Annotated in this window: 15 protein-coding genes and 1 pseudogene; 12 read left to right on the top strand and 4 right to left on the bottom strand. The window is 63.2% G+C overall.

Features of this window, described 5'->3' with window-relative positions; translation table 11 throughout:
* Positions 1 to 241 precede the first annotated feature (241 nt).
* Positions 242 to 469 (bottom strand): hypothetical protein, encoded by a 228-nt coding sequence (locus JKL46_RS31465; RefSeq protein ID WP_201842063.1) that lies wholly within the window; start codon positions 467 to 469, stop codon positions 242 to 244.
* An 82-nt stretch (positions 470 to 551) separates the two neighbouring features.
* Between JKL46_RS31465 and JKL46_RS31460 the strand changes: the two genes are divergently transcribed.
* Complete coding sequence (locus JKL46_RS31460) at positions 552 to 917, top strand: LysR substrate-binding domain-containing protein (RefSeq protein ID WP_246529667.1); 366 nt, start codon at positions 552 to 554, stop codon at positions 915 to 917.
* On the opposite strand, the gene JKL46_RS31455 is transcribed toward JKL46_RS31460, so the two are convergent.
* From JKL46_RS31455 to JKL46_RS31445, 3 genes are all read right to left on the bottom strand, one after another.
* Positions 907 to 1389: a nuclear transport factor 2 family protein gene (locus JKL46_RS31455; RefSeq protein ID WP_201842061.1), complete on the bottom strand. Its 483-nt coding sequence runs from the start codon at positions 1387 to 1389 to the stop codon at positions 907 to 909. The genes JKL46_RS31460 and JKL46_RS31455 overlap by 11 nt on opposite strands.
* Before the next feature lie 24 nt (positions 1390 to 1413).
* Positions 1414 to 3204 carry an adenylate/guanylate cyclase domain-containing protein gene (locus JKL46_RS31450; RefSeq protein WP_201842059.1) on the bottom strand — a complete coding sequence of 597 codons (1791 nt, stop codon included), beginning with the start codon at positions 3202 to 3204 and terminating at the stop codon, positions 1414 to 1416.
* 360 nt (positions 3205 to 3564) lie between these two features.
* Positions 3565 to 4326 (bottom strand): FCD domain-containing protein, encoded by a 762-nt coding sequence (locus JKL46_RS31445; protein WP_201842057.1) that lies wholly within the window; start codon positions 4324 to 4326, stop codon positions 3565 to 3567.
* A gap of 349 nt (positions 4327 to 4675) precedes the next feature.
* Here JKL46_RS31445 and aldA point away from each other — a divergent pair, with 349 nt between their 5' ends.
* The 11 genes and pseudogenes from aldA to JKL46_RS31390 form a co-directional block, all read left to right on the top strand.
* The gene (gene aldA, locus JKL46_RS31440; RefSeq protein WP_201842055.1) at positions 4676 to 6148 is read left to right on the top strand and encodes an aldehyde dehydrogenase; all 1473 of its coding nucleotides are present in this window, start codon (positions 4676 to 4678) and stop codon (positions 6146 to 6148) included.
* A gap of 77 nt (positions 6149 to 6225) precedes the next feature.
* Positions 6226 to 7206, top strand: a complete 981-nt coding sequence (locus JKL46_RS31435; RefSeq protein WP_201842053.1) for an ABC transporter substrate-binding protein — start codon at positions 6226 to 6228, stop codon at positions 7204 to 7206.
* 67 nt (positions 7207 to 7273) lie between these two features.
* Positions 7274 to 8803, top strand: a complete 1530-nt coding sequence (locus tag JKL46_RS31430; protein WP_201842051.1) for a sugar ABC transporter ATP-binding protein — start codon at positions 7274 to 7276, stop codon at positions 8801 to 8803.
* Entirely contained in the window at positions 8796 to 9797 is a 1002-nt protein-coding gene (locus tag JKL46_RS31425) for an ABC transporter permease (protein WP_201842049.1), read from the top strand. Before JKL46_RS31430 ends, JKL46_RS31425 begins: the two co-directional genes overlap by 8 nt.
* 8 nt (positions 9798 to 9805) lie before the next feature.
* Positions 9806 to 10780 (top strand): ABC transporter permease, encoded by a 975-nt coding sequence (locus tag JKL46_RS31420; RefSeq protein WP_201842047.1) that lies wholly within the window; start codon positions 9806 to 9808, stop codon positions 10778 to 10780.
* 43 nt (positions 10781 to 10823) lie between these two features.
* A complete protein-coding gene (locus tag JKL46_RS31415) occupies positions 10824 to 11912 on the top strand; it encodes a mandelate racemase/muconate lactonizing enzyme family protein (protein WP_201842045.1) in 1089 nt (362 codons plus the stop codon).
* Positions 11913 to 11975: 63 nt separating this feature from the next.
* A complete protein-coding gene (locus tag JKL46_RS31410) occupies positions 11976 to 13664 on the top strand; it encodes a GMC family oxidoreductase (protein WP_201842043.1) in 1689 nt (562 codons plus the stop codon).
* Positions 13665 to 13839: 175 nt separating this feature from the next.
* The gene (locus JKL46_RS31405) at positions 13840 to 14532 is read left to right on the top strand and encodes a hypothetical protein (protein WP_201842041.1); all 693 of its coding nucleotides are present in this window, start codon (positions 13840 to 13842) and stop codon (positions 14530 to 14532) included.
* Between the two features lie 348 nt (positions 14533 to 14880).
* On the top strand, positions 14881 to 15315 hold the full coding sequence (locus tag JKL46_RS31400) for an AI-2E family transporter (RefSeq protein WP_201842039.1): 435 nt from the start codon (positions 14881 to 14883) through the stop codon (positions 15313 to 15315).
* An 87-nt stretch (positions 15316 to 15402) separates the two neighbouring features.
* The gene (locus JKL46_RS31395; protein WP_201842037.1) at positions 15403 to 16014 is read left to right on the top strand and encodes an AI-2E family transporter; all 612 of its coding nucleotides are present in this window, start codon (positions 15403 to 15405) and stop codon (positions 16012 to 16014) included.
* A gap of 367 nt (positions 16015 to 16381) precedes the next feature.
* Positions 16382 to 16621 (top strand): annotated as a pseudogene (locus tag JKL46_RS31390) (IS110 family transposase); the annotation flags it as partial.
* Between the last annotated feature and the right edge of the window lie 119 nt (positions 16622 to 16740).

The raw sequence follows: 16740 nt of genomic DNA, 5'->3' as shown, positions 1-16740 counted from the left end.
ATCGCCAAGTCGATGGCCTCGTTCCCGGCGGCGGCAACCGCGTCCTCGAGGCGGGTGGCGACCCTGACCAGCTCATGGCCGAGGTCCTCGAGCATGTCCTCGACCAGCATCGCAATCATGGCCTCGTCCTCGACGAGAAGCACACGGCGGCTGGCAGTATCTTGAAGCATCATAATCCTTTCCTTGCTTGGCATTGCTGTCGACGCTGACTGTGCAGGGTGACGCGATGAGGGCCGATCCATCAGCCGCCGCTGAACCCGTCCCGCGTCGAGTCCCAGATCACGGTGCGGCCCCGCCCTGGCTCATCGACCAGCACCTGGACAGTGCGGCCGTAACTTGCCGTGCGGGAGGCGACCTGGACCGCTGCCCGGATGGCCTCCGGCACGCTGGGGCAGCGAGCCAGGATGATCTCGCTGCTCACCACGGCCCACAGGCCGCCGATCGGCTGAATTACGAAGTAGTCGTCCAACGTTCCGCCCCCCGGCAAGACGGGCTGAGATACAGCGACTGGGCTGAGGGTCAAGGTTATCCGGCAACGAGGGGACGATGCGTTGGCTGCGTCCGACCTACTTGTACCCTCAGGGGTCCATCGAGATCACCAACGAAGCCTCGATTGTGCACACGGGCCCCGCCGGGGTGAAAGCAATCCCCCACCTGCGGCTCTACTTCGCCTCGAGGCAGCGCTCGACTCGTACCACGCCATCGTGGCATGTGTGGCCGCCGGCACCGGCGTGGCCATCGTGCCCGCAGAAGTGCCCGACCAAGCCGTCCTGGGCACTGCGGTGGAGCGCCATCCGCTGCCGGAGCGGTTCCGCATCAACCGTACGCACCTTGTGTGGCAGGGCGAAGCCAGCCCGCCTCTGCGGGCGCTGATGGATCTGCTGCCGGGGGCGCACAAGGCGGGCATCATGCCTTGATGTCTTGGGCTTCGGTCTTGCGCGTGCCTGCGTGCAGTTGCCGATTGCCCCAACTCTGGAGCGCCCGCTGCGTGACGCTGGTGATCTTCCACGCACCATCAGCCTTGCCGAAACGAAACTCGTCGGCCCCGCACGCGTGGTAGAAGTCCTCGCCCTCGCCCTTGAAGTCGCGGTCGAACCGCAGGATGAGGTAGTTGCAGCGCCCCTTCACGCCGTCACCGTCCCGCGTCAGCAGCAGGTTGGAGAAGCTGTGATGCTTGGCCAGGGTATCGACTGCATTGCGCCGGCGCTGGACGAACTCGGCGCCGCTCATGGTGCCGGGTTGTTCCCGCCCGGACGAGGCATAGTCAATGAAGACTTCGGTTGCGAGGCAGGCTCCCATGGCTGCCCAGTCCCGCTCGTCGAAAGCGAGGAAGAAGCGGCAGAGGACATCGTTGATCGCGATGTGGTCGAGTGCTTCCAGGGTTTCCATGTCCACTGGCGAGGTGGCAAGCGGTCATTCTGGAACGCCCGCCTTGCTAAGCCCTTCAACAAAAACGTCTGCATGAGCGAAGCGACTTAGTTCCCTTCGAGTCTGGCTGACGCTATATGGTGTGCTTGTGAGCTTGTTTCGACGGCGCAAGTATATCTGCGCTTCTTCGATCAAGCCGAGATGACCGCAACAACTGATCAGCGCACCGTATTGACCCAAAAAGTCAGGATAAGACTGAACTGTTTTCCTGAAGTAGATTAGGGCCTCTGAAAACCTCCGTGCAGACATGAGCGCAAGTGCATGGAAGACCATGTAGATTCCCGCGAATGTATCCAACGGGCTCATGCGAAGCGCGTGTTCTGTTTCAGAGATTGCATCATCGAACCGCCCGGCTCGAACGAGCACAAGCCCACACATGGCGCGTCCGAGAGCCCAATTTGGATGTGCATCGAGCGCAGCATGGATCTGCTCCAAAGCTTGGTCCTGATGGCCTGATCGGCTCAGTGTCAAACCTACCGTCATTCGAGCCCACGGCTCGTCGGGATCAAGAGCGAGAGCATGGCCTGCGACTTCTGCGGCGTCCTCATAGACGGCAGCAACGGCGCTTGCATCGGGTGTCCACTGGTTGAAGGCTTCCCACCACTTCGCCCATGAGAGAACCGCATGGGCTCTGGCATAGGAAGGCTCGCTCTCGATGGCACGATTGAGCAAAAGCTGAGCCTGTTGGTTCTCACTGCGATCAGCTTTGTTGATCAAGGTCAGAGCCCTAATCACAAGACCCCAAGCAGCGATGCTCTCGGGGGGCTGCATAGAGGCCCTGAGGCTCTCCTCCGCATAAAGGTGCGGCTCGATAGTGGCAACAACGCTCTCGGTGATCTCGTCCTGAACGGCGAAGATGTCATTGAGGTGCCGGTCGTACCGCTCGGCCCAGATGTGATTGCCCGTCTCGGCATCAATGAGCTGACCCGTGATACGGATGCGTTGACCAGACGCTCTCACACTTCCTTCCACCACGTACCGAACACCAAGCTCACGGGCGACCTGACGAACATCGACGGCTTTCCCCCTGTATGTGAAGGTGGAGTTGCGTGCGATCACAAACAACCATTTCAGTCGAGCAAGCGCGGTGATGATATCTTCTGTGATGCCATCGGCGAAGAACTCGGCATCAGGGCTTGGGCTCATGTTGACGAATGGCAGGACCGCGATGGATGGCTTATCTGGGAGAGGGAGTGTTCTCACAGGCGACAACGCCTGGGCTCCCGTTTTGGCGGAACTGCTTTCATCAAACCTCATCGATAAAACCTGGACTGGCTCGTCTATATTCTTGAGCTGCTGCGAGCCAAGATCCGTGAAGGGTATCGCCAGGGCCTTCCTGACCTGCCGATGAGCATCTCCTGAAATGCACACGCCTCCCGGCTCAGCCAGTCCCTCCAGCCGGGCCGCAACATTGACCCCGTCGCCCAGGAGGTCACTCCCTCGGACGACCACGTCGCCGACATGGATACCGATCCGAAATCGCAGGGCCTTCTCGGGCGGGGCTCCCTCGTTCAGGTGTCCGAGAGCCTTCTGGACCTCCATGGCACATTGGACGGCATCGACGGCGGAGGGGAACTCCGCCAGAACACTGTCGCCTGCCGTATTGGCGATCCGCCCACCATGTTCAGCGATTAACCGATCCATGATTTCCCGATGAGAAACGAGCTTTCGGACCGTCTCGGTCTCATCTTGCTCCGTGAGGCGCGAATAGCCTGCCACGTCAGCCGCGAAGATGGCGACCAGCCGCCGTGCGACCTTCTGCTCTAGCCGATCCATGATGGCCTCAGTGCAGTTCCGGAGACGAGTGTGTTACTCGGAGAATGCGTTGTCTAGCCTGCCGACACGATATGCCATACCTCAAGGACAAGCTTCGCCGCCTATATCAGTTGCCGGGTGGATTGGGGCCGATTGCGGATCGGGATATAATCGCGAACGGTAAAACATCCCGCTCGTCCAGGCACTTACCTGCTGCTTGGTGGTCATCGCTACCGAATGCCGACAAGATGTAAGGTCTGCTCACGAAGCCAGTCCCAAAATCGAGATAAGGTCAGCCCCGTGCCGGAAGGCGACACTCCGTTGGACCGGACGCCCTTGATTCCTACTAGCAGGCTCATCCTGTTGGCACGCCCGCGACGATCAAGAATCATCACTAGGTCGTTGAGCGTGAACCTGTTTCCAGTTGGCAAATGTCGATCGCACGAACTCCCACGCCGCGACGAGGTGGCGGCGCAGCGCCTCTTCCGCGCTGTCCGGGTCGCGTGCCGCGATGGCATCGAAGATCGCTTCGTGCCCTGCATAGTTCATCTGATCGATATCGGCCCCGCGCTTCATGGAACGCCAGTGCTGGATGAGCCACTCCACATAAGCCTTGTGAACGGCCGGATAGATCGGATTGCCGGGGATCCGATAGAGGACTGCATGGAAGGCGGCATCGGTTTCGTCGAACAGCACTGAATTGCCGATGGCCTGACGATTGGCTTCCAGCGCGGCCCGAAGCTCTTCGATATCGTCACGCCGTGCGTGGCTGGCGGCCCAGCGCGCCAGCGCCGCCTCGAGGAAGATGCGGGAGTCGAACAGGTTCCAAACCCCGTTCCGCTCCACAACGAGGTGCCCGACAAGATTTCCGACCTTATCGATCGCGATCTCATAATCGAGCTTGCGCACAACGGGGCGATGTCCCAAGCGGGTCACGACGAGCCCGCGATTGGCCAGCGAGATAATGGCTTCTCTGACCGCCGACCGGCTCACGCCATAGCGCTGCATCAGCTCCCGTTCGGCGGGAAGACGATCGCCCTCCCGAAGATCGCCGGACTGGATCATCCGCACGAGCTCCTCCGCGACGGCATCCGATCGGCGCCCAACCGGATCCTTGCCAAGCAGCTCAATCTCATGACCCATGCTCGCCCCTCACCAGATCGTCCGCCGATAGACCTCTCGAATGAAAGGACTCCGCTTTGCATCGGCTAACATATGGTCGGACCAGAAGCCAGCCTTCAGGTCGTCGAAGCGTACCTCCAGGGGGCCAGAGGCCTTCAAAAGTTTAGGCTATCTTCAGACTCTTGACAGTTAACATGCCGCTGCGTCATCCTAGTTTCGGTCATACCAAATAGATCCACAACCGACGTTTGGCTTGATGTTGCTCAGCTTGAGCAAGCTCGGAGGAAACACGAGTGACGCCATCAGCAGGTACGACCGGGTCAGGCCCTGCCTCTCCCCTTCAAGGAGCCTATCGTGTCGGGAGCTCACGATGATTGCTCCCGCTGTAACCCGTCACGCAGATGACGTGACCCACTATCAAATGTATATCGATGGAGCCTGGACGGATGGTCAGGCGCCTGGCCGTCTGGAGGTCGAGAATCCGGCGACCGAGACGGTTTTCGCAACCGTCCCGGCCGGCTCCGTGAACGATGCTACGGCCGCCTTGGAAGCGGCCAAGCGCGCCCAGCCTGCCTGGGCCGCTCTCCCACCCATCGTGCGCTCCGGCCATATCCTCGATCTCGCTGCGGCCGTCCGCCGGGAGAAGGCGCACCTTGCGCGCATCGTTGTGCTCGAACAAGGCAAGCCCCTGAACCAGGCCGAAGGCGAGATCGACGCCGTCGTGACGTTTCTCACCTATGCGGCCGAGAACGCGCGGCGCATCGAAGGCGATCTTCTGCCATCGGACCATCCCAACGAGGACGTCTGGATCCGCCGTGTCCCCTTCGGCGTGGTCGTCGGCCTGACGGCTTGGAACTACCCGGCGGCCCTGGCCGCCCGCAAGATCGGTCCAGCCCTTGTCGCCGGCAACACCATCGTCGTGAAGGGCCATGAATCCACTCCCCTCTCCGCCATCGAGATCGCTCGCCTCGCCCATGAGGTCGGGCTGCCGAAAGGCGTGCTCAACGTGGTGACAGGCGACGGGCGGAGTGTCGGCGACGCCCTCGTGCGGTCTCCCTTAAGCGACCTCATCACCATGACGGGCAGCGTGCGCGCGGGACGGGAGATCTATGCCGCTGGCGCGCAGGATCTGAAGGTCGTCCGTTTGGAATTGGGGGGCAAAGCGCCTTTCATCGTCTTTGAGGACGCCGATGTCGACGCGGCCGTCGAGGCCGCGATCATCTCGCGCTTCACGAATTGCGGGCAGATCTGCACCTGCAATGAACGTATGTATCTGCACAAGGCCATTGCGGAGCCGTTCCTCGACAAATTCCTGTCGCGCGTGAAGGCGCTGAGATTGGCCGATCCGATGACGAATCCCGACATGGGGCCGAAAGTCAACCGGCCCGAGGTCGACAAGGTCGAGGAGATCGTCAACGAGGCGATAGCGGCGGGCGCAGAGCTGCTCGCCGGAGGCCGTCGCCTGACGGAAGGCGAGTTTGCACGCGGTCACTGGTTCGAGCCGACCGTGCTGCGGGTCGACAGCAATCGGTCGCCGGTGATGCAGCGGGAAATCTTCGGCCCCGTGGCGCCGGTGATGACGGTCGACAGCTTCGAACAGGCGCTGAGCTTCGCCAACGACACGAGCTACGGTCTGTCGGCCTATGTCTACACGAATGATCTGCGCCGGGTCATGCGCCTCTCCCGTGAGCTTTCATTCGGTGAGCTCTACGTCAATCGTCCCTGCGGGGAACTTGTCCAGGGTTTCCACACCGGCTGGAAGCATTCGGGCCTTGGCGGCGAGGACGGCAAGTACGGTTTCGACGGCTACCTGCGGAAGCAGACCACGTATGTCCGCTGGTGAGAACCTGCAGCCCTGAACGGGCTGCAGCAATACACAACGAACCCTGGCAACAGGGGCGAGAACTTGCATGGAGGAAGATGATGCTCAGACGAACTTTCCTTGCACTTGCAACGGGTGTGGCCGCCATCGGACTCGGACTTGGCGGCGTGTCGGCGCAGGAGCTGCCCAAGCTGAAGCAGAAGGATAAATATAAGGTCGGCTTCGCCCAGACAGAGTCGAACAATCCCTGGCGCATCGCGCAGACGGAGAGCATGAAAGCTGAAGCCGCGAAGCTCGGACATCAGCTCGTCTATACGGACGCCGCCGGCTCGGCCGCCAAGCAGGTGGCCGATGTCAACTCGATGATTGCCCAAGGCGTCGATCTGATCTTCCTGGCCCCGCGCGAGGAGAAGCCCCTCATCCCCGCCGTGATGGCCGCCAAGAAGGCGGGCATTCCAGTCGTCCTGCTCGACCGGAACGTGGATCAGAGCCTCGCCAAGGCCGGCCGCGATTATGTCACCTTCATCGGGTCGGATTTCGTCGACGAAGGCAAGCGCGCGGCCGAAGCCCTTACCAAGGCCGTCGACGGCAATGCCAAGATCATCCAGCTCGAAGGCACCACGGGCTCTTCGCCGGCGAATGATCGCCGGAAGGGGTTTGAGGATTACATCAAGGCTCATTCGGGCATGAAGATCGTGGCATCCCAATCGGGCGACTTCGCCCGCGACAAGGGCCGCCAGGTCGCCGAGACGCTGCTGCAGGCCCATCCCGACGCAACGGCGATCTATGCGCACAACGACGAGATGGCGATTGGCGCGATCGCGGCCCTCGAGGCGGCCGGCAAGAAGCCGGGCAAGGACGTGATCGTCGTCTCCGTCGACGGCACGCGTGACGCCCTGCAGGCCATCATCGACGGCAAGATGCTCGCCACCGTCGAATGCAATCCGAAGTTCGGACCGAAAGCCTTCGAGACCTTGGCTCGATTCGCGAAAGGCGAGCAGATCCAGCCCTGGGTGGTGAACACCGACCGCTTCTTCGACAAGTCGAACGCAGCCCAGCTCATCGGCGACGCATACTGAAGGACGAGGCGCTGCCGGCCGATGCCGGCAGCGCCTCTTTCGTTGGCCGACCGAAATCGGAACTTTCATGGCGCCGCTCCTCACCATGCACGGCATCGACAAGCGCTTCGCCGGCATCCCCGCCTTGCGCGCAGCCGAGCTCGTGGTCGAGAGAGGCGAGGTTCATGCGCTGATCGGCCAGAACGGCGCCGGCAAATCGACCATGATCAAGATCCTCACCGGCTATTACAGGAAGGATGCCGGCGAGATCCTGTTCGACGACAATCCCGTCGAGTTTTCCTCGCCGCAGGAAGCGCAGAAGGCCGGGATCAGCACGATCTACCAGGAGATCAACCTGGTGCCCTATCGGTCCGTGACCGAGAACATCTGCCTCGGTCGGGAGAAACGCCGCTTCGGCCTTCTCGACTGGCCCGCCATGCATGCGGAGGCGCGCTCTCTCCTCGCGCGCTTCAAGATCGACATCGACGTGCATCGCCCGCTCATGGTCTATCCGACCGCCGTGCAGCAGATGGTCGCCATTGCCCGTGCGATCGGGTTCGAGGCCAGACTCGTCATCATGGACGAGCCCACGTCCTCCCTCGATGAGCGCGAAGTCCGGGTGCTGTTCGGCGTCATCCGGCAGCTCAAGGAAGCCGGCGTCTCGGTGATCTTCGTGAGCCATAAGCTCGACGAACTCTACGCGGTCTGTGACCGCGTCACCATCATGCGCGATGGTCGAACCGTACAGGTCGCCCCGATAACCCAGCTGTCCCGGCTCGATCTCGTCACCTCGATGCTGGGACGCGAACTCACTCAGGTTCTGCAGGAATCGCACGATGCCAACCTGTCGAACCGCGATGGCCGCGAGCCCGTTCTGGAGGTTCGGAATCTCGCTGCCGGGCGCAAGGTCCGCGACGTCAGCTTCGAGGTCGGCTCGGGTGAGATAGTCGGTCTCGCGGGGCTGCTCGGCGCCGGCCGGACGGAATCCGTCCGCGCCGTCTTCGGTGCCGACAGGCCGGATTCCGGCACGATCGCCTTCGCCGGGCGTGAGAACGCCATTGCGGCTCCGTCTGATGCCATCCAGGCCGGCATGGGCTTCTGCTCGGAAGACCGCAAGCTCGAAGGCATCATTCCCGATATGTCGGTGCGCGAGAACCTCACCCTTGCACTCATGCCGCAATTGTCGCGGCGCGGTATCGTGGACGAGACCCGCAGCCGCGAGATCGTCGACCGTTTCATCAAGCGCCTGGGCATCCGCTGCTCCGGGCCGGAACAGCGGATCCGTGAACTCTCGGGCGGCAACCAGCAGAAGGTGCTGCTGGCGCGCTGGCTCTGCATGAACCCAAAGCTTCTCATCCTCGACGAGCCGACCCGCGGCATCGATGTGGGCGCTAAGGCCGAGATCCTCGGCCTGATCCGGGAATTGGCCGGCCAGGGGCTAGGCGTGCTGATGATCTCCTCGGAACTGGAAGAAGTGGTGGAGGCGGCAAGCCGCATCTTTGTTCTCCGCGACGGCTACACGGCCGCGGAACTGACGGGCGAGGCGCTGAACGAGCGGAGCGTCATGGCGGCCATGGCTCATGGGCATGAAGGCGCCCCGGGGGCCGCTCATGGCTGAAACCGCCACAACCCTTCCGCCGACACAAAGGGCTCCTCGCGTCGATGTCAGAACCATGCTGACGCGCCATGGGGCTTGGATCGCCCTGGCTCTCCTCATCCTCGTCAACTTCGCCCTCACCCCCAACTTCGCCACTTGGCAGACGCTCAACGTCAATCTCACCCAGGTCTGCACCATCGTGATCGTCGGGGTCGGGATGACTCTCGTGATCGCTACCGGCGGTATCGATCTTTCCGTCGGCGCCCTCATGGCGATTGCGGGAGCGCTGGCGCCGCTAATCTTTCTCGGCAAGCTCTTTCCCCTGCCCCACCCGGCCATCGGCATCGCGCTCGCATTCGTCATACCGGTTGTTGTGGCGGGGGCGCTCGGCTGGTTCAACGGATGGCTGGTGACGCGCCTGCGGATCCAGCCGATCATCGCGACCCTCGTGCTGTTCATCGCCGGGCGCGGCATCGCCCAAGTCTTCACCAACGGCAACCTCCAGGTCTTCAATCTTCCGAGCTTCCAGTTCATCGGCCTGGGGCGGGTCTTCGGCGTCCCCTTCCAGGCCATCCTGATGATCTTCATCGTAGCGCTTGCCGCCTGGATGCTCCGGCGGACCGTCTTCGGAAGACAGATCTTGGCGATCGGCGGCAACGAACGCGCGGCCCGGCTTGCCGGCATCCCCGTCGCCTCCGTCAAGCAGCGGGTTTACCTCATCAGCGGATTGCTGTCCGGCATCGCAGGCCTCATCGTGATCGCCCGCAACTCCGCTGCTGACGCCAATCTCGTCGGCCTCGGCATGGAGCTCGACGCCATCGCGGCCGTGGCCGTCGGCGGCACGCTTCTCACCGGTGGCCGCGCCACGGTGATCGGCACTCTGGTCGGTGCGCTCATCATCCAGCTCGTCCGCTATACGCTGCTTGCCAACGGCGTTCCGGATGCGGCGGCACTCGCGGCGAAAGCCGTCATCATCGTTCTGGCCGTCTGGCTGCAACGGCAGAGCCATCGCTGAGGCCGCGGATGAACACCACCTCGCTCAAGCTGTTTCAGGGCATCGGCCGCTACGGCGTGCTTCTCGCGCTTCTGGCTCTCATCGTGTTCGGCTGGCTCCGGTACGAGAATTTCCTCGGCGCGTTCAACGTGCTGTCGGTCCTGCGCTACAACAGCATGTTCGCGCTGGTCGCGCTGGGGATGTGCTTCGTCATCATCACCGGCGGCATCGACCTCTCAGTCGGGTCGACGGCAGCGCTCGGCAGCGTCGTCGCTGCCCTCCTTTCGCCTTATGGCGTCCTACCCGGTCTGCTCGGGGGCCTCGCTGCGGGGCTGGCAATCGGCGCCTGCAACGCGCTCATCATCACCCGGCTCGCCATTCTGCCCTTCATCGCGACGCTCGCCACGATGCTGGCGGCGAGCGGATGTGCGCTGCTGCTCGCGGGAAACCAGTCCGTCTCGGTATCCTATGAGTCAGGCTTTACCGAACTCGGCCAGGGGGATTTTCTCGGCTTTCCCATCCCGGCCTGGATCGCGCTATTCGCGTATCTCCTCGGCTCCCTCATCCTCAATCTCACCGCCTTCGGGCGCACCGTCCTCGCCATCGGCGGAAACGAGGACGCAGCGCGGCTCATGGGATTGCCTGCGAATCAGGTGAAGGCGCTCGTATATCTCGCAAGCGGCGGCCTCGCAGGCCTTGCAGGTGTGATCCTGGCAGCGCAGTTCGGCGCAGGCCAGCCCATCGAGGGCGTGGGATGGGAACTCTTCGCCATCGCCGCCGTCGTCGTGGGCGGCACGCTCCTGACGGGCGGCGTCGGCTCCGTCGGATCGACGCTGGCCGGCGTGCTCCTGCTGGGACTCATCTTCAACATCCTGAATTTCGAGAACGGCCTCGGCTGGATCAGCCTGTCCGCCTATTGGCAGTCGGTCATCCGCGGCGCGTTCCTGCTGCTCGTCGTGGCCATTCAGGCCCGTCTAAGCATGCGCACCGAAGAGGCGGCCTGACGGCCGGCACCGCATCAGACAACGACGCGAACGTAGGAAAACCATGCCCAGGATCACTTCCATCGAACCCGGCTTCTACCGCATCCCGCTGCCGACCGTCCTGACCGACTCCATGCATGGAGAGATGCGCGCTTTCGAGCTCAACACGGTGCGCATTCGCGACGTCGACGGGGCGGAAGGCGTAGGCTACACCTTCACGGTCGGGCGCAACGGCGCCGCCATCGACACGGTCCTCGCCCGCGAACTGCCCGAGATCATGGACAGCGAGGAGGCCGACGAGATCGAGCGCCTCTGGCACAAGGCTTGGTGGGCGCTCCATTACGGCGGCCGCGGCGGCCCGACGGTCCTGGCGCTCTCTGCCTTCGACATGGCCCTATGGGACCTCAAGGCGAAGCGCGCAAACCTGCCGCTCTGGAAAGCTCTCGGCGGGTATGATCCTCGCGTGCCATGCTATGCGGGCGGCATCGATCTCGAGCTGCCCCTCGACAAGCTCCTGCGCCAGACGGACGACAATCTTGCGAAAGGCTTCCGCGCCATCAAGATGAAGGTCGGCCGCGCCAATCTGTTCGAGGACGTGGAGCGCGTGCAGGCGATGCGCGAGCATCTCGGCGCGGGCTTCCCGCTGATGGCGGATGCCAACATGAAGTGGAGCGTCGACGGTGCGATCCGCGCCGCACGGGCGCTTCAGCCCTCCGACCTCACCTGGCTCGAGGAGCCGACCATTCCCGACGATCCGGCAGGTCACGCCCGCATCGTGCGTGATGGCGGGCTTCCGATCGCGGCGGGCGAAAATCTGCGCACGCTCTGGGAGTTCAAGCTCTACGTGGCCGGCGGCGGTGTGACCTATCCCGAACCGGACGTCACCAATTGCGGCGGCGTCACCCCGTTCATGAAGATCGCCCATCTGGCGGAGGCCTTCAACCTGCCGGTGACGAGCCACGGCGCGCATGACGTGACCGTTCATCTCCTCGCAGCCTGTCCGAACCGTTCCTATCTCGAAGCCCACGGCTTCGGGCTCGAACGCTATATCGCCGAGCCCCTGACGATACAGGACGGTTTCGCCTTGGCTCCGGACCGGCCCGGCCACGGCATCGCCTTCGACTGGAAAGGACTCGAGACGATCAAGGCGTGAGCCGCGGATCAGCTGGAGGCGCCAGCGTCACGCGGTTCAGCCCGCAGGAAGCCAGGTGAAGCAATGAAAGAGCGTTTTGACCACATTATCGTCGGCGGCGGATCATCGGGCTCCGTGGCCGCCGCGCGGCTGGTGAATGAAGGCGCGCGCGTGCTGCTGCTCGAAGGCGGCTACTCCCACCGTCATCCGCTCCTGGACATGCCGCCCGGCATCTTCAAGATGATCAACGGCAGCAAATACATGCGGTATCATCACACGGTCCCGCAGGAGCACCTGGACGGCCGGATCCACGACATTCCGCAGGCCAACGTTCTGGGCGGTGGCTCGTCGGTCAATGCGCAGGTCTATATGCGCGGCCGTCCCTCCGATTACGACGAGTGGCACGACATGCTGCATGGGGAGAACGATTATCCCGGCTGGAGCTGGGCCGATGTTCTGCCCCATTTCCGCACCATGGAAGGCAACAACAGGCTCTATAACGAGCTGCATGGCGCCGACGGGCCGCTTCTCGTCTCCGATCCCGGCCACATCAACGACATGTCCCGCTGGTTCGTTCAGGCCATACAGGCCTTGGGCGAGCCGTTCAGCCCGGACTTCAACGGACCGACGCAGCGCGGTGTCGGATTCTATCAGTTCATGAACCGGCGCGGACGGCGCAGCAGCGCGGCTTATGCCTTCCTGGCGCCGCTCGCGGACAACCCGAACCTCGTCATCCGCCTCCAGTCGCGTGTACGCAGGATCGAGATCGAGAGCGGTCGCGCGGTCGGGGTTACCTATCGCGACGCCAAGGGTGCGGATCATCAAGTCTTTGCGGATGGCGAGGTCATCGTAGCATCCGGGGCGCTCGTCACGCCGCAGCTCCTCATGCTCTCCGGCATCGGCCCCGCCGATCAGCTGCGCGAGCACGGGATCGCCTGCATCGCCGACCTGCCCGGCATCGGAGAAAATCTGATCGATCACCCGGAGGTGCCGCTCATCGCGAAGGCGAATGGACCGTATGGCTACTACCGGCAGGGCGTCGGTTGGCGGATGCTTCTCAACGGCCTTCACTTCCGGCTCTTCGGGTCGGGCCCGATCCTCTCGGCCGGCGTCGAGGCCGGCGCCTTCGTCAATCCGGCCGATCCGAGTGCGGAACCCACGATCCAGGCCTTCTGTGTGCCCATCATCTATCTCGACCGCGACACGCTGGGTCTTGTCGACGACACCTATGGACTGACGATCACGACGGTGGTGGTGAAGCCGAAATCCCGCGGCTATGTCCGCCTGAGCTCGAGCGATCCGGACGATATGCCGCTCGTCTCGCCCAATCTGCTGCAGCATCCCGACGATGCCCGGAGCATGATCGACGGCCAGCGCTACTTCATCCGCGCCTTCCAGACCAGTCCGCTGGCGGAGCGGATCGAGCGCATCTCAATCCCCGATCCGACCGACCTCAGCGACGAGGCGATCATGAAGCATTGCCGCCGCTTCGTGAAAACGAACTATCACCCGAGCGGCACGTGCCGGATGGGGACAGCGAGCGATCCGATGGCCGTGCTCGATTCCAGGCTCCGGGTGCGCGGCATCGAAAACCTGCGCGTCTGCGACCTCTCGGCCATGCTCAACATCAATGCGGGCAACACGAATGCCCCCGCCATGATGATGGGCAGCCGCTGCGCTGAGCTCATCACGGGCCGCGCCACGGTCAGCACCACTCAGTTCGGCCCGCGTCTATCTGAACAGGGAGACCTGAGCGTCGCTAATTTGAGCTGAACGTTTTCTTAAGCGGAACCATACTTTGCCTCACATCAGCTCAGGGTCCGAGTGTAGACCGGCGGGTCCGCTGGGATCTGATGCCCGCCGGTCGAAGGCGGACAAGACCCATCACAGGTTCTCATCGACGCGGATGATTTGGTGCGTCGAAAGCTGAAGAAAGGGAGTTCTCGCCATGTTCAGCAAGCACTTCGCCTGTCTTATCCTGGTCACCGGCGGCCTCTGCACGATGACGATGAGCGTTCTCGCTCAGGACGCGAGCGGCAGACAGCAGATGCCGCTCGCGAATACCATCGGGCGGGTCACGCCCACGGGCCCGGTCCCATCGCTCGCCGTGCTCAACGCCGCCGGCGCAAAGCTCGAGGGCAACCGGCTGACCCTGACCGGCGTGTCGCCGGATTCGATCGTGTTAGCCGATCGCCCGGTGCGGGCGGCCGGTCACGGCATAACCCAGCAGTTCATCATGCAATGGGACGAGGGCAAGGACAGCTTCGCCAAGGATCCGCCCAACGACACCGTGTCCGTCCTGGGCGGCGACGGCTCAAAGGTGAGCGATGCCGTGGTGACCCTGAAGTCGCCGAAGCTTGAGGGCTCCAACCTCACCTTCGATGTTGCGGTGCTGGAAGGCAGCCTCACCGGGGCGAGCGGCCCGGCAGCCCTGTTCATCGATTACTTCGCCGGCAGCTTTGATCGCGCCGGAGATTACAGAAGCGCCCGCAGCGCCTACTGGCATGCCCCTGTCTATCACGGCGCCTGGTACGGGCGATCGGGGGTCTCCAATGCAAGCGCGGCCTATGCGGCCGAGAATTCGGCCGTCATCCCGAATGTGTGCGGCTACTACCCGTACTCGCCCTGCGGCAACGAGTAAGGGTTCTTGCGCTGGTGCAGGGTCGGGCATGCCACACACCCTGTCGGGTCCGCGATCAGATCGAGAAAGGTGATCGGCTCAGGCGCCCAGACGAGGAAGTTCCCCGGGGCGGCTTAATCCGATCTCCCGCTTCGAAGCGTGCGGGTCTCGGTCCGCCTAGATCCGGACCAGCGATGCCGACGGGAGGCGAAGCAGGGTCTGCCGCCCTGGCGTCAGGGCAATCTCAACCGGCGTCGGGTCGCACCGAACGACACGGCCGATCGAAATCCGTCATCGAAATGGCCATGAGCTAAGGGACCATTCGCCCGCCGGCTCGACCGGTGCCCGCTCAGTCCCGGGAGGGAAGCGATGACGGTTGCACGGCCCACCCTGTTCTGGATCACGATCGCCATCATCTCGCTTCTGATGCTCGTGCTGTTGCGTGAGATCCTGCTGCCGTTCGCCGTCGGTATGGCGCTTGCCTACCTGCTGGCCCCGGTCGTCGACCGGCTGGAGCGGGTCGGGCTCAATCGCTCGCTCGCAGCCCTGATGCTCGTGCTGCTCCTGGTTGTCGGATTCGTCGGCCTGGTGCTGGTGATGCTCCCAGCCCTCGTCGGGGAACTGCGGTTCTTTATCGACGAGTTCCCGCGCTACGTCACGCGAGTCCAGTCTCTCGTTGCTGACACGGGACGTCCCTGGCTGCACAAGCTCTTGGGGCAGGAACTGCGGATCGAGGAATCGGCCACTCACGCCCTGACCACGATGGGCAGCGCCTGGCTGGGCGAGCTTCTCCGCTCGGCATGATCGGGCGGAAAGGCCCTGTTCTCCCTTCTGTCGCTGCTCGTGGTGGTTCCGATCGTGAGCATCTACCTTCTGATCGACTGAGAGCGGATGACGACGACACTCGACGGCTGGGTGTCGGCCAAGCACCGCGAGGATGTCCGGGTCCTCGGGCGGGAGATCCACGAGACGGTGGCCGGCTTCGTGCGTGGGCAGAGCGTGATCTGTCTCATCCTGGCTGTGTTCTACGCCGCCGCCCTGCGGCTGACCGGGCTCAACCACGCCATCCTGATCGGCATTACGGCCGGCCTGATCAGCTTCGTTCCGTTTCTCGGTCTCGGCATCGGCCTTGTCGTTGCCACCTGCGTCGCCGTCGCCCAGTTCTGGCCCGACTGGACGCCCTTGGCCGCCGTGGCCGGCACCTTCCTGATCGGGGAAATTCTGGCCGACTACGTGCTGTCTCCGCGGATCATCGGAAACCGGGTCAAGCTCAACCCTGTCTGGCTGATCTTCGCGCTATTCGCGTTCGGATATCTCTTCGGATTCGTCGGTCTGCTCGTTGCCATTCCGCTTGCTGCATCGCTTGGAGCCGTCCTGCGGTTCACGATAGCACGGGCCCTGACGGCCGGGGATCCGGATGCGGCCCCACACTCATATGCCGTGGACGTCACCCGCCCGGGTCCCGAGGCGAGCCGGCCCCGGCAGGCATCCGGGAACGGTTAGCTCGAGCTATCGGGGGCGCCCTCCCCAGTGGCACAGCTTGAGTCCGGGCACAGCCTTCGGGGCCATCGCTTCGAGGTAACCTACGGTCGCTCAGGGGAAATCCGAGGGAGGATCACGTCAGAGACCTTGGTGTGAGCATGCTGGCATGCATTCTCTTTCCCGCCGTCTGCCTCACCCTGAAAGACGCGCAGGGTGCGGATCATGCCAGCTCAGTGATCCCGTTGCCAATCTGACCAGAGTGCCATTGCACTTGAGAGAGGGCCGGATGCTGTGCGCCCGCTGAGCCTCAAGGCCAGCTAATGGGATGGACCGGCCGTGCTTACCGGCGCACCCTTCATCAGGGGCGCCCAGCACGAGGATCTGAGCCATGCCTAAAGCTCCGCTTCCGCTCATTGCCACTCTTGGCATCGACATCGGCAAGAACAGCTTCCACCTGATCGGCCTGGATGCCCGTGGCGCCATCGTCCTGCGCCAGAAGCTCGTGCGAGGGCAAGTCGAGACGCGGCTGGCCAACATGCCCTCCTGCCTGATCGGGATGGAAGCCTGCGTCGGCGCCCATCATCTCAGCCGCCAGCTTCTGGCACTGGGTCACGATGTGAAGCTGATTGCGGATTCCGGTGCAATCCGGACAAGTATTCCGATTTGAAGTCGGACAGCGTTCCAATCAATCACCGGACACTTTCCCCACTCTGACGATCCCCTGGGTCAGCAACTCGGGCATCACGC

Origin of the sequence: Microvirga zambiensis WSM3693, assembly GCF_016735695.1 — a bacterium.
Taxonomy (GTDB): Bacteria; Pseudomonadota; Alphaproteobacteria; order Rhizobiales; family Beijerinckiaceae; genus Microvirga; species Microvirga zambiensis.
The sequence above is the reverse complement of the archived record's forward strand: the minus strand, read 5'-3'. Positions and strand labels throughout refer to the sequence as shown.

Coding starts and splice junctions, on each gene's coding strand:
- JKL46_RS31445 (WP_201842057.1), bottom strand. CDS start 4,326: ATGGGTCATGAGATTGAGCTGCTTGGCAAGGATCCGGTTGGGCGCCGA.
- JKL46_RS31420 (WP_201842047.1), top strand. CDS start 9,806: ATGAACACCACCTCGCTCAAGCTGTTTCAGGGCATCGGCCGCTACGGC.
- JKL46_RS31450 (WP_201842059.1), bottom strand. CDS start 3,204: ATGGATCGGCTAGAGCAGAAGGTCGCACGGCGGCTGGTCGCCATCTTC.
- JKL46_RS31405 (WP_201842041.1), top strand. CDS start 13,840: ATGTTCAGCAAGCACTTCGCCTGTCTTATCCTGGTCACCGGCGGCCTC.
- JKL46_RS31400 (WP_201842039.1), top strand. CDS start 14,881: ATGACGGTTGCACGGCCCACCCTGTTCTGGATCACGATCGCCATCATC.
- aldA (WP_201842055.1), top strand. CDS start 4,676: ATGATTGCTCCCGCTGTAACCCGTCACGCAGATGACGTGACCCACTAT.
- JKL46_RS31430 (WP_201842051.1), top strand. CDS start 7,274: ATGGCGCCGCTCCTCACCATGCACGGCATCGACAAGCGCTTCGCCGGC.
- JKL46_RS31425 (WP_201842049.1), top strand. CDS start 8,796: ATGGCTGAAACCGCCACAACCCTTCCGCCGACACAAAGGGCTCCTCGC.
- JKL46_RS31410 (WP_201842043.1), top strand. CDS start 11,976: ATGAAAGAGCGTTTTGACCACATTATCGTCGGCGGCGGATCATCGGGC.
- JKL46_RS31455 (WP_201842061.1), bottom strand. CDS start 1,389: ATGGAAACCCTGGAAGCACTCGACCACATCGCGATCAACGATGTCCTC.
- JKL46_RS31415 (WP_201842045.1), top strand. CDS start 10,824: ATGCCCAGGATCACTTCCATCGAACCCGGCTTCTACCGCATCCCGCTG.
- JKL46_RS31395 (WP_201842037.1), top strand. CDS start 15,403: ATGACGACGACACTCGACGGCTGGGTGTCGGCCAAGCACCGCGAGGAT.
- JKL46_RS31435 (WP_201842053.1), top strand. CDS start 6,226: ATGATGCTCAGACGAACTTTCCTTGCACTTGCAACGGGTGTGGCCGCC.